The 12,183-nt window shown below is 27.8% G+C and carries 15 protein-coding genes; 8 read left to right on the top strand and 7 right to left on the bottom strand.

All coding sequences use genetic code 11. The annotated features are described in order from the left end of the window. Positions 1-10 precede the first annotated feature (10 nt). Positions 11-1,768: a pyruvate kinase gene (gene pyk, locus BUB51_RS00090; RefSeq protein WP_035162930.1), complete on the top strand. Its 1,758-nt coding sequence runs from the start codon at positions 11-13 to the stop codon at positions 1,766-1,768. A gap of 225 nt (positions 1,769-1,993) precedes the next feature. Here the strand turns inward: pyk and BUB51_RS00085 are convergent, their stop codons facing one another. From BUB51_RS00085 to BUB51_RS00060, 6 genes are all read right to left on the bottom strand, one after another. Continuing rightward, positions 1,994-2,404: a hypothetical protein gene (locus tag BUB51_RS00085; protein WP_035162931.1), complete on the bottom strand. Its 411-nt coding sequence runs from the start codon at positions 2,402-2,404 to the stop codon at positions 1,994-1,996. 144 nt (positions 2,405-2,548) lie between these two features. Then, positions 2,549-2,899 (bottom strand): hypothetical protein, encoded by a 351-nt coding sequence (locus tag BUB51_RS00080; protein ID WP_073194357.1) that lies wholly within the window; start codon positions 2,897-2,899, stop codon positions 2,549-2,551. A gap of 498 nt (positions 2,900-3,397) precedes the next feature. Continuing rightward, on the bottom strand, positions 3,398-4,759 hold the full coding sequence (gene rlmD, locus BUB51_RS00075) for a 23S rRNA (uracil(1939)-C(5))-methyltransferase RlmD (protein ID WP_073194354.1): 1,362 nt from the start codon (positions 4,757-4,759) through the stop codon (positions 3,398-3,400). A 122-nt stretch (positions 4,760-4,881) separates the two neighbouring features. Continuing rightward, positions 4,882-5,898: an aldo/keto reductase gene (locus BUB51_RS00070; RefSeq protein WP_073194351.1), complete on the bottom strand. Its 1,017-nt coding sequence runs from the start codon at positions 5,896-5,898 to the stop codon at positions 4,882-4,884. A 12-nt stretch (positions 5,899-5,910) separates the two neighbouring features. Next, positions 5,911-6,306: an FxsA family protein gene (locus BUB51_RS00065; RefSeq protein ID WP_035164048.1), complete on the bottom strand. Its 396-nt coding sequence runs from the start codon at positions 6,304-6,306 to the stop codon at positions 5,911-5,913. 105 nt (positions 6,307-6,411) lie between these two features. Next, a complete protein-coding gene (locus BUB51_RS00060) occupies positions 6,412-6,828 on the bottom strand; it encodes an acyl-CoA thioesterase (RefSeq protein ID WP_035164049.1) in 417 nt (138 codons plus the stop codon). Between the two features lie 744 nt (positions 6,829-7,572). Between BUB51_RS00060 and BUB51_RS00055 the strand changes: the two genes are divergently transcribed. The 7 genes from BUB51_RS00055 to BUB51_RS00025 all read left to right on the top strand — a co-directional run bounded on the left by BUB51_RS00055 (position 7,573) and on the right by BUB51_RS00025 (position 11,586). Further along, positions 7,573-7,974, top strand: a complete 402-nt coding sequence (locus BUB51_RS00055) for a hypothetical protein (protein ID WP_073194348.1) — start codon at positions 7,573-7,575, stop codon at positions 7,972-7,974. Next, positions 7,901-8,311 (top strand): transposase, encoded by a 411-nt coding sequence (locus BUB51_RS00050; RefSeq protein ID WP_143153522.1) that lies wholly within the window; start codon positions 7,901-7,903, stop codon positions 8,309-8,311. Before BUB51_RS00055 ends, BUB51_RS00050 begins: the two co-directional genes overlap by 74 nt. 356 nt (positions 8,312-8,667) lie before the next feature. After that, on the top strand, positions 8,668-8,940 hold the full coding sequence (locus BUB51_RS13525; protein WP_073194345.1) for an ATP-binding cassette domain-containing protein: 273 nt from the start codon (positions 8,668-8,670) through the stop codon (positions 8,938-8,940). Then, entirely contained in the window at positions 8,904-9,593 is a 690-nt protein-coding gene (locus BUB51_RS00040) for an ATP-binding cassette domain-containing protein (RefSeq protein WP_073194343.1), read from the top strand. The genes BUB51_RS13525 and BUB51_RS00040 overlap by 37 nt, the downstream gene beginning before the upstream one ends. Then, positions 9,586-10,404: an ABC transporter permease gene (locus BUB51_RS00035; protein ID WP_073194340.1), complete on the top strand. Its 819-nt coding sequence runs from the start codon at positions 9,586-9,588 to the stop codon at positions 10,402-10,404. The genes BUB51_RS00040 and BUB51_RS00035 overlap by 8 nt, the downstream gene beginning before the upstream one ends. Positions 10,405-11,146: 742 nt before the next feature. Continuing rightward, positions 11,147-11,329 carry a hypothetical protein gene (locus BUB51_RS00030; RefSeq protein ID WP_073194335.1) on the top strand — a complete coding sequence of 61 codons (183 nt, stop codon included), beginning with the start codon at positions 11,147-11,149 and terminating at the stop codon, positions 11,327-11,329. Between the two features lie 41 nt (positions 11,330-11,370). Then, complete coding sequence (locus BUB51_RS00025) at positions 11,371-11,586, top strand: hypothetical protein (RefSeq protein WP_073194333.1); 216 nt, start codon at positions 11,371-11,373, stop codon at positions 11,584-11,586. 34 nt (positions 11,587-11,620) lie between these two features. Here the strand turns inward: BUB51_RS00025 and BUB51_RS00020 are convergent. Beyond that, positions 11,621-12,183 (bottom strand): integrase core domain-containing protein (locus tag BUB51_RS00020; protein ID WP_073194330.1); only part of this gene is annotated, 563 nt, incomplete at its 5' end.

Below are 12,183 nucleotides of genomic sequence, written 5' to 3'. Positions count from 1 at the left end.
GGTTATATAAATGAAGCGCACAAAAATAGTTTGTACGATAGGGCCTTCATCAGAAAAAGAAGAGGTTTTAAGACAACTTATTTTAAATGGTCTTAATGTTGTTAGATTAAATTTTTCACATGGCGATCATGAAGAGCATAAAAGAAGAATAGACTTAGTTAAGAAATTAAGAGAAGAATTAGATATGCCAGTGGCTATCATGTTAGATACTAAAGGGCCAGAGATTAGAACTGGCAACTTTGAAAGAGGAGTAGAGGAATTAAAGGAAGGTCAGGAATTTACTCTTACAACAAGAGACGTTTTAGGAAACGATAAAATCTGTAGTATTACTTATAAGGGATTGCCTAATGATGTGAAAAAAGGCGATACTATACTTATAGATGACGGATTAATTGGTTTAGAAGTTGTAGATATTATAGATGGTACTGATATAAAATGTATTGTAAAAAATGCTGGAACAATTAAGAATAAAAAAGGGGTTAACGTACCGGGAGTAAAAGTAAATCTTCCTGCTATAACTGAAAAAGATATAAAAGATATAGAATTTGGTATTGAAAATGGAATAGATTTTATAGCTGCTTCATTTATTAGAAAGGCTGCAGATGTTATAGAGATAAGAAAGATTTTAGAAGAGAATAATGCCGAACATATACAGATTATTTCGAAAATAGAGAATCAAGAAGGTGTAGACAATATAGATGAAATTCTAGAGGTATCTGATGGTATAATGGTTGCAAGGGGAGACCTTGGAGTCGAAATACCAACAGAAGAAGTGCCATTAGTACAAAAAATGATTATTAGAAAATGTAATGAATTAGGTAAGCCTGTAATTACAGCAACTCAAATGCTAGATTCAATGATAAGAAACCCAAGACCTACAAGAGCAGAGACTACTGACGTAGCAAATGCTATTATGGATGGAACTGATGCAATAATGCTATCAGGTGAAACTGCGGCAGGTAAATATCCTGTAGAAGCAGTTAAAACAATGGCTAATATAGCTAAGAGAACAGAGGCATCACTTGATTACAAAGCGATTTTAAGATCAAAAACAGTAGGTAAAGATATTACAATTACAAATGCGATAAGTCATGCGACTTGTGCAACAGCTGAAGATTTAGGAGCTACAGCAATTATAACAGCAACTTCATCAGGATATACAGCAAAAGCTGTATCGAAATTCAGACCAAGTGCTCCGATTATTGCGGCTACACCAGATAAGCAAGTTATGAGAAGATTGGCTGTAGTTTGGGGAGTATATCCGATATATGCTCAGCATTCAGGGTCAACTGATGAAGTAATAGAGGTATCTGTAAGAAAAGCACTTGAAAAAGGATTAATAAATAATGGTGATTTAGTAGTTATCACAGCTGGAGTTCCTGTAGGAGTAGCTGGTAGTACAAACTTAATAAAAGTACACATAGTAGGAGATGTAGTATTAAAGGGTACTGGTATAGGTAATAAGACAGCAATCGGTAAAGTATGTATAGCGGAAAATGCAGAAGAAGCTGAAAAGAAATTTAATGATGGAGATATATTAGTTACAGTGAATACTGATAAAGAAATGGTTAAATATATGGAAAGAGCAGCTGCCGTTATAACAGAAAAAGGTGGGTTGACTTCACATGCTGCTATTGTTGGTATTAATATAGGAAAACCTGTAATAGTAGGAGCAGAAAATGCAACTAAAGAACTAAAAGACGGAGAAACTGTAACAGTAGATTGTATAAGAGGTTTAGTATATAAAGGAAAGACACAGGTATTATAAAAAAGTCTTCTATTAAAATATTTTCAAGGTAGACTTTTTTGAAACACATTACAAAAATTATATTTTATAAAATTAGAAATATAATTTTCTATGTGTTATAAAAAGTAGTGGTTTTATTCCACTACTTTTTTTAGTTGAATCACCCGTATATTTTATAGGACCGCCATTTACAAAATCCATATTATCAAAGCTATTATAACCATTATAATTTACAAGGGGTTATATTCAAAAGTGTTTTATAATTTTTTCATATACATCATTCGGAACTTTATAATATCTATTTACCGTTTTATAGGTAATACTACAATAAACATTTTTATTTATTAGGTAAAAACCTATATCATATCTTTTTTCATTTTGATGAACAAATATATAAATTTCGGGAAGGCTTTTATATTCCCAATTTTTAATCAACTTCCATTTATCAAACTTTAAGTCTTTTATAAATGAATTAATTTGATTATCTTCTTTAATTGTTATTAAATTTCCATCAATTCCTTTTTGCAACTGTATGGAAGATATAGGTGAATTGAATATTTTTTTAGCTTTATTATCATTCAAATATTTGAAAACAATGAATGTCAGAACTAATATAACAGCAAGACATGTTAAAATTAACTTATTATTTAATTTCATAAAATACTCCTTCTTAATAAAAGATTTTGTTGGTTTATGTTTGAGTGTTGTCAAAATTATCATATTTATAATATTTTTTGTTTCTGTTTAGCAATAATAATAAGCTTAATTTTTGTCTAATTACTGACATAAATCCAGTTAGCATTAAACACCAAAATGAATCATATATTTATTCTCTTGTTTTGCTTTTCTGATTAGTTTCAACAATTCCATAAGACTATAATCTTGTTTAATTCTGGGATCATTAGAAACTATAGTTTCAAATATTGGTAATGATTCAGGTGGTATTAATGTAACTCCAAGTCGATCTAAAGCCACACTAGGTTTATTCAAATCACCACCTACATATGTTTTCATTTTGGTTAATTCTTCCCACCAATCATCAATATAAATATCATCATCAATTGTTACACAATTATACTTTTCTGGTTCATATTCAATATATCTCTTATTTTTATCTATCTTGTCAATAATTCCAAATTGAGTAGGAATCAATCTACCACCTCCTTTTTTAGTTTATTGTATTTATTAACTCTATATTATGAAAATATTAGAATTAATACTTTTCGCCAAAGTTTAATAAGTCACCAGATGATACACTATTTACACATACTACGTTTAAATAATATATTTTATATTCATAAATATCTAAATTAGCTCTCCTCTCCTGTAGAAAACTATAGAAATAATAGTATCAGGGTATATTAATTATTTCCATTTGCTAATGTATAGTATCATTATAACTCTCATTCTAAATTTGTCAATAATTTCATTTTAAATATTTTCCGAAATAAAATGACAGAAAGTTATATAATATAATGTTATGTTTTACTATTATCTTCTTCCCTTCAAACACCGTCATATTTTCAATAATACTTAATACTAAAGAATAAATCTATATCAAATTTTTCTATTGGCTTTACATTTAGTCTGAAGGAACATAAAATACACATCTATATTTAGTTAAAAACCTTCAAAACCTTTGAGATCAAGTTATTTCTTTTCTATCAACACCACCGTTTCTATATGCATGGTATGTGGAAACATGTCTACTGGCTGTATTTCAATAGTTTTGTATCCTTTTTCATCTAAATATTTTAAATCTCTTGCCAATGTAGATGGATTGCACGATACATAAACGACTCTTTTAGGCGACATTTTAACTATTGTATCTAATACTTTTTTGTCGCACCCTTTTCTAGGTGGATCAACTACAACTACATCTGCCTTTATACCATGATTATATAGCTTTGGGAATATTTCTTCTGCTGTACCTTCATAAAACTCAACATTTTCAATACCATTTATCCTAGCGTTTTCCATAGCATCAACTATAGCTTCCTTTACAACCTCAATTCCATACACTTTTTTTGCTTTTTGGGCTAAAAATAGCGAGATTGTTCCTATGCCACAGTATAAATCAAATACTATTTCATTTCCTTCAAGTTTTGCATACTCTAAAGCCTTGTTATAAAGCACTTCTGTTTGCACTGGATTTACTTGAAAAAATGATTTTGCTGATATATTAAATTTTAAATCTCCTATATAATCTATAATTTTTTTTGTGCCAAATAACACATTAGTTTTATCCCCTAAAATAACATTAGTTTTTTTGGTATTTATATTCTGTATTACACTCTTTAAATTTGTTATATTGCTTTTAAGAATTTCAATTAGTTTATCTTTATATGGTAGTTTTTCACCATTTGTTATAATAACAACCATTACATCTCCTGTTTTAAATGCAGTTTTTGTGAGTATATGTCTAATTAAACCCGTTCCTGTTTTTTCATCGTAAGGCTTTATGTTATATGTTTTCATATATGCTTTAATTAACTTTATTACCTTGTCATTTACTTCATGTTGTATAATACATGAATTAGTATCAACGATTTCATGGCTTCCTCTTTTATAAAAACCTATTGCTATCTTCTTATTTCTTCTTCCTACAGGGAATTGTGCTTTATTTCTATATCTGTAAGGGTTATCCATACCTAAAGTATCATGTATTAAAACATCTTCTAAATGTCCAATCTTTTTAATATCATTTTTAACCTTATTAGTTTTTATTTTTAATTGCTCTTGATAATCAAGTCCTTGTATTTGACAACCCCCACAAGCATAACTAATTTTACATTTAGGTATAACTCTCTTTGTTGAAGGTTCTATTATACTTACAATTTCTCCAACTCCATAATTTTTCTTAATATTAACTAGTTTAACTTTACATTTATCTCCTGGTAATCCTCCATCTATAAATACTGTAAACCCTTCTATTTTAGCTACTCCCTGTCCCTTATGATTAATATCTTCTATTTTTACTTCATATATTTCATTTAATTTAATTACGCTCATCCCTTAACTCCTTCCCAAATATAATCAAAAAGAAGACACACCTATGGTGTGCCGATAAATTAGAATCAGTATGCCCTTATTATACCAAACTATCTATATATTATTAACAAGATTTTATTTTTCTAATCATCACCAAGATTTTTTGATACACGTTTAAGCATCTGTCTTATAGGTAAATTATAAGGACATTTAGGTTCACATTGCCCACATTCAATACAATCACTAGCTTTATACTGTAATTTTTGATATCTCTCTTTAGCCCAGTCTTTTAAATCATATCTTAAATAGTAGCCTTCTAGTACAAATTGAGTAGGTATATCTATGCCTTGAGGACATGGAGCACAATATCCGCATCTTCTACAAAATTCGCTGCCTAATTCTTCTGCTTCCTTCATTAAAACTGTTCTTTCTTCATCGGTTAAAGGTTTTACATCTTTTCCTACACTACTGTTTTCAATAACCTGATTTATTTTATCCATTCCTGGAATTACTACTGAAATGTTAGGATTTTCTATTATAAACCTTAATGAAAGAGTAACATTTTTTATTGCCCCACCTGCTACAGGTTTCATAATAATTACTCCTATATCTAGCTTATTAGCTCTTTCAAATAATTTTTCACCTTGTCTCTCAACTGGACTATATGGAAACTGAATAGTAGCAAACTCTCCAGTTTCAATAGCTTTTCCTAATATAGAAACATCATGGCTTGTAATTCCTATTTCCTTTATAAGTCCTTTAGATTTCGCTTCTTTTAAAGCTCTTAATGCACCATTTTCACTCATAACCATTTTATATTGTTCTTCTGTTCTAACCAAATGCAATTGATATAAATCAATAAAATCAGTTCTCAATGCTTTTAAACTAGTTTCTATTTCTTTTTTCATTCCTTCATAATCTCTAACCGGTGATTTAGTCGCTATTATAAATTTATCTCTTCCACATTTTTCAATACCGTAACCTATTAGCTCTTCACTTTTTCCATATCCTCTGGCAGTATCTATAAAGTTTATCCCTTGTTTATTTGCAGTCATAATTAGTTCTATTGCTTCTTCTTTGCTTACCTTTTGAATCGGAATTCCCCCAAAACCTATTATAGAAACTTCAAAATTGGTTTTTCCCAGCCTTCTTTTGTGCATTCAAAATCCCCCTTACCTTCTAAAGTAAAAATATATATTTCCTGATTCAATCATTTTTTTAAACTTTTTCTTTAAAATACTTTTAAATATCTCTCTTGTACCCGGTATTACTAATACAAAACCTAATGTATCGGTTATTAAACCAGGAGTTAATAATAATGCACCACCTATCAAAATACAGAGTCCGTTTAGAAGTTCATTGCCAGGTATTCTTCCATAGTTTAGTTCAGTTCTGATTCTACTTAAAACTAACTTACCTTCACTTTTAGCAAGATATGCACCTATTATACCTGTAGCCAATACGATTCCAATAGTAGTCCATACACTAGTTATTTTCGACAATTGTATTAGTATAAATAATTCGATTATCGGGGTTATTGTAAAAAGCAAAATTAATTTAAAAAACATATTTACCTCCTAACATATAATAATTATCCTATTAAAATTAATGGGTTCCAAAGAACATAAATTTATTGCTAGAATAAAATCACTATTTAAAGTACATTTGATATTCTAACTATTATATATATTAAAAAGTTTTTCAAATAAATCTTTTCTCTCTTTTTTTAAATTTACTACCTTGTTTTTTTCTTTGCTTAAAAATACATGTTCAGTAAAACCTTCTGCTATAAAAATATCCTCTCTATATATTTTGTAATAAAACTTTATTCTTGTTCGGCTTAATTCACTTATACGTGTCTTTACAATAATCTCATCGTCATACTTTACAGATACTTTATATTTGCAGTTTGCTTCAATTACAGGAAGTAATATACCATTTTCCTCCATTTGTCTGTAATTTACTCCTTGTTTCTTTAAATAATCTGTACGAGCTACATCAAACCAAATAAAATAGTTTGCATGATATATTATACCCATCTGATCTGTTTCAGAATATCTTGCAATTATCTTTGTTTCAGTCGAATTCAAAGCTTTCACCCCTTTTTTCAATCTTTAAAAATATTATATCATAAAAAATACTCTGTATATGTTGTGGATATAGTATATTTTGGTAAACCTCATTGTGATTGAGGCCTTTGTAGAAAGTGATAAAATAAGAGAAGCCTACTTAAAACATTGGAGATTAATGCGTTAGGAATCTTTGCATACAATATATTACATTTCATTGGGTAAAGTAGTCTAAATGGCTCTAATGCTCCAACTAAGAAAAAAATTCATAGAAGAAGGCTTAAATCAGTAATAAGGGATATAGTTTTGATGGCTGAAAAACTGATCAAACATGCTAGAAGACATTTTATAGAGTTTGGTAGATGATGCAAATGGTTCGAGCTTATAAAAAATTTATATGAAATATTTTATTACAGATATAACTTTGCAAGCAAAACATAAGAAAATCAAAGAAACTTTAATATTATCTTTAAATATGCATATTTGCTGAATAAATTTACAATTATACTAGTCCCTAGGGATAGCGCACCTTTTTTAAAATATATTCTGGTTGAATTGTACTATTTTTATAATTATTTTCCTGTATCACGGATTCAGGATACTATTATTATTCAATTTTCCTCTAGTGAAGTGAATTGTAGAATAATGTAGAAAATACTAGAAAAAAGGTGATTGATCTACAGCTATATTTTGTATATGCTAAAAATAGCTTGTACAAGTTTATGGTTAAATATTAACTTTTAAGTTTTATCAATTGCAGCAAAGATGAAGATAAAAACAAGTTTAACAGATATACCATATGCTATAACAGATGCAGAATTATTATCAGAAATAGGATGGAATATATGGGATACAGAAAGAGATATAAAGATAGGAAGTTTAAGGGGATTATTGGACAATAGTGGAATAATAGAAGAGACAGTAATTGGTTCAATGAAAATACATGATTTAGAATTATGTAGGGACTTAATATTAAAAAGCAAAGTATTAAAAGAGGGAGATATACTAATAAATGACAGAGGGTTTATATCAAGAGAAATAGTAAACAAGCTAAAAAAGGAAAGTAGATGTATATGTACCAGCAAAGAAAAATATGGATATATACAAACAAGCAGTAGAAATAGCAAAAGAAGAAGGAAAATGGCACAAGCATCCTACAAAGAGTAGAAAAAAACAAGAAATACAATTAATTAAAGCTGTAGAAAGGTTTTGGCAGAGTGATAAACCTGATGAAGATATAAAAATAAATGTATGTGTGGTGTATGATAAAAAGAAAAAAGAATACTTTGTATTTTTAACAACAGATACAGACAAGACAGCAAAGCAAATAATAAAGACATATGAATTAAGACCAGAAATAGAAGAAGATTATAGACAAATAAAAGTATTTTGGGAATTAGAAGATTTTAAAAGTATAAAATACAACTTTATAGTATTCCATATAGTTATGTTATTGATAGAATATATGTATTTTCAACTATACAAAAACACAGAAGAAGGGTAAAAGTGTGCCAAAAAGAGTTTACTAGTGTCTATAAAGAAGTATGTATGTAAAGAAAGAAAAGAAAGTAATAATTTATAGAGATAGGTATTTTTAATTTTCAATTTTCTTGAATTTATAAAATTGTATAGTTCTTGTAGTGAAGGAATTCAATCACTCTTTGAACCTATTTTAGCTTTAGTATAGCATAGATAAATTTGATTTTTCATATTACGAATTGAAGATAATATTAGTTTATATTGATATAAAATGAATAGCTAATTAAAAGCATTTAATATTATGGTTATACAGAAGCTGATTTCATAAGAAAGAATAGATATTTAATACAAAATAAGATTTATAAGAAAGAAGGAGGATATATGACTACAGTAATTAGTATTAAAGATATATCAAAAAGGTATAAGAATGGTGAATGGGGAGTTAAAAATATAACATTAGATATTCCAAAAGGAAAAATGATTTTACTAGCTGGAGAAAATGGTGCTGGCAAATCTACATTAATAAACATGTTAGTTGGTTTGTTAATACCTACAACAGGCACAATCCATTATAACAAAGAGTATCTTGGCAATAGAGAATTTAATAATATTGGATTTTGTACACAAAACTTATCGATTTTGATTGGTATTTAGATGTATATGATAATGTTTTAATGGGTTCTCTATTAGCAGGGAATAAGTTATCTAAAGCAAGAAAAGATACTTCTTTCATTCTTGAAAAATTTGGTTTGTACTCCAAGAAAGATGTAGGGGTTGAAACTTTATCAGGAGGTCAACAGCAACGAGTGCAAGTAGCAAGAGCTATTGTACATGACCCTAAGATTATGATTCTTGATGAACCTATAGTAGGAATGGATTTAACGTCAAGTATAGAAGTATTATCATTTCTTAGAGAAAAAGCTCATAGTGAGGGAAAAACTGTAATAATATCGTCTCATCAATTATCCTTATTAGAAAACTATTGTGATAGTATTATTTTTCTATCAAAAAGGAATATGATTACTTACTCAAATATGAATGATTTTAAGAAGAAGTATGGCAAATTTAATAAATATTATATTGAATATGAAGGAAAAATCTCAGAGGAAGTTTTACGAAAAATTAAATCCAAATGTAAAATTGTAAGAAATATTAAACCTTTGCAAATTATTATGATAGATGAGTTTCCGATTACAACTATTCTTAATATTCTTAATGATGATGTTAAGATAACACAAACAAAAATAGATGATTTATCACTAGAAGATGTATATTTATTTATAAATAAGGAGGCATACAATGGATAATACAATAAATATTTCAAAATATAGAACTAGTAAAATGCTAGATTTCAGAAAATTGTTAGTAGTAGTTTATTTAGAATTTCGGGCAGTATCGGGAAGAAAAGGAGATTTTATTGCAAAGTTGACTAATCCAATGGTTTATTTACTATTTTTTGCGGTAGGTATTAAGTCGTTAATTGGGAAAGAGGTTACATATAATGGTCTTAATGTTCAATATTTAGATTATGTAGTTCCAGGGTTAATTTGTATATTTATGACTAATTTTTTATCGCATTCTTTATTTAGAGCAATTATAGACAAGCAATGGGGGCTCTTAGGTTTGAAGTTACTAAATGGTGTATCTCCTCTGACATATATATTAGGAATGTCTATATATCCATTTGTGGTTTTCACTTTACAAAGCACAATTATTATATTATTATCTTTTATTATGTTTTTAGTAAAATATTCGATAAAAACCATTTTAATTGCATATGTATTATCTTATATAGCTATTTTATTTTGGACTTCTTTAGGAATAGTATTAGCTATGATAGTAAAAAATTATCATCAACGTGATTTATTAATAAGTATTATAATTTTACCTATAACGTTTACAGCCCCAATATTTTATTCGTTAGATAATGTTCCATTATATGTAAATATCATATCAAAAATTAATCCCTTAACCTATTTTGTAGAGCTAATTAGAAGCATTCTTTTGAGGAAACCTAACATGCTAATACTCAGTATAGCATTGATAATTACATGCTTTTTAGTTAACATAGCAATATATGCAATTAGGAAGACCGAAATGAAATCTCAGAGCTTTTGATAGTTTGAAAATTAATGAGTCAGGATTTACAAATTCACAAATTACAAAACAAATGGGACATCAGGATTGAACACCTCATATGTAGAAATATTCATGAGGTGTTTTCTTTTAATCCAAAATACAATAACTATGCATGTGGAGCCAGTAGTATTGATTAAAAGAAAACACAGTTAGAAAGTAAGTTCCCGCAAGTGATTGCGGGGTTTTTATTGTTTTGATATGTTTCCTTGGTCGAGTAGAGAAAACGACTAGTTATTTATCATAATTAATTTAAATTAATGAATATAAATGTGAAAAGTATTTTTGAGTTAAGTTCATTTATGCAGAAAGGGGTTGCTTAATTATATAAAAACAAAACACTTATATATGTTAAAATGATATAGAATACTCTATAAATCTATTATTGGAAATTAACTGTAATAATAGAATTTAAAAATTGTAGTAGTTATAGAATTAGTAGTTACAGTTATTAGTAAATGAATTATGTGTTAAACTTGTAGATCCATTTTTAATATAAAAAAAGCAAGTGAACATTATCTAATATAATTAGAAATTACAGATTTTTAAATAATAGATTGCTATAAATTCAATAAAAAATTATTTAAAATTTTAATATAAGAATGAGAGAAAGAACACGAATAGATTCATTAGAACAATTTTGAAAAGTGAGTTTATAATACAAAAAATACGGACAAACTTGAATTAATTTATTTTTTTGAATTGGAATTAGGAGAGCATTATTATGGATAATATTTTTGATAATGAGAAAATAGCAGTTCAACAATTGTTAAAAGACAAACACACATTACTTGAAGGATATGTAACTGAACAGCTTTTTTACAATCAATTTTTATCGAATGGGAATATTTCATTCAGTAATGGGTGGTGGATGACTACCTATAATGGGAAGAAAATTTTTTTATAGTAAAAGATCAATTAACAGAATTTGAACAAGAATTAATCAATATGATTCCATCACCACATCAATGTTGGCAAGTTTATTTAAAAAGAGATAAATATATTTTTTTAAGAGAAAGTAAAATTCTTACTCAAGAAGAGTTTATAGATACATTTAAGTTAAAAAGGCTAAGGGTGCCTATGGTTGCAGCTAAGTATGCTCGTAATAAAGAGAGGCAAATTAAATCTATAGAATTTTTTAAGAAAAATGGAATTTGCGATTAAAAGGCATTCGGTTTGACCCCTTAAATTTGGACAATTAAACTCTAACAACTAACTTTTTCTTAATATTGCTTGAGTTTTCTCTATAAAATTCCATAGGTGTCATATAACCAATAGCTGAATGAATTCTTATATTATTATAGTAATCAATATATTTCATAACTTCTTTATAAGCTTCTTTGAAACTTGTAAAACTAAAATATCTTAAGCATTCATTCTGAAGCAGGTTATGAAAAGATTCAATATGAGCATTCTTATTTGGTGTCTTAACAGGAATTTGCTCATGATGCATATTAAGTTTTTCACAAGTATATTTGAATATATTGCTTACAAATTGTGAACCATTGTCAGTACGTATAATTGGCTTAGTTTTACTAGATAACAAATTTCTTTTTATCAATGCATTTATCAAAGTTGCTTTTGCATCTTTTGCAGTACAACTTAAACCAATATGATAATCTATAATACTTCTGTCAAATACATCAATGATAGATAAAATATAAAAAAACTTTTTACTACTAGCTATATAGCCATACTTTACATCAGCTTCCCAAAGCTGATTAGAACCTGTAATAGTTCTATTTATTGCTATCTTTCTTG

The sequence above is a fragment of the Caloranaerobacter azorensis DSM 13643 genome (assembly GCF_900129995.1).
Classification (GTDB): domain Bacteria; phylum Bacillota; class Clostridia; order Tissierellales; family Thermohalobacteraceae; genus Caloranaerobacter; species Caloranaerobacter azorensis.
This window is presented reverse-complemented; position numbering and strand designations above follow the sequence as displayed.

Excerpts from the sequence above, each read along its gene's own strand:
- pyk (WP_035162930.1), top strand. The coding sequence starts at position 11 with ATGAAGCGCACAAAAATAGTTTGTACGATAGGGCCTTCATCAGAAAAA.
- BUB51_RS00085 (WP_035162931.1), bottom strand. The coding sequence starts at position 2,404 with ATGAAATTAAATAATAAGTTAATTTTAACATGTCTTGCTGTTATATTA.
- rlmD (WP_073194354.1), bottom strand. The coding sequence starts at position 4,759 with ATGAGCGTAATTAAATTAAATGAAATATATGAAGTAAAAATAGAAGAT.
- BUB51_RS00070 (WP_073194351.1), bottom strand. The coding sequence starts at position 5,898 with ATGCACAAAAGAAGGCTGGGAAAAACCAATTTTGAAGTTTCTATAATA.
- BUB51_RS00065 (WP_035164048.1), bottom strand. The coding sequence starts at position 6,306 with ATGTTTTTTAAATTAATTTTGCTTTTTACAATAACCCCGATAATCGAA.
- BUB51_RS00055 (WP_073194348.1), top strand. The coding sequence starts at position 7,573 with ATGAAGATAAAAACAAGTTTAACAGATATACCATATGCTATAACAGAT.
- BUB51_RS00050 (WP_143153522.1), top strand. The coding sequence starts at position 7,901 with ATGGATATATACAAACAAGCAGTAGAAATAGCAAAAGAAGAAGGAAAA.
- BUB51_RS13525 (WP_073194345.1), top strand. The coding sequence starts at position 8,668 with ATGACTACAGTAATTAGTATTAAAGATATATCAAAAAGGTATAAGAAT.
- BUB51_RS00035 (WP_073194340.1), top strand. The coding sequence starts at position 9,586 with ATGGATAATACAATAAATATTTCAAAATATAGAACTAGTAAAATGCTA.
- BUB51_RS00030 (WP_073194335.1), top strand. The coding sequence starts at position 11,147 with ATGGATAATATTTTTGATAATGAGAAAATAGCAGTTCAACAATTGTTA.
- BUB51_RS00025 (WP_073194333.1), top strand. The coding sequence starts at position 11,371 with ATGATTCCATCACCACATCAATGTTGGCAAGTTTATTTAAAAAGAGAT.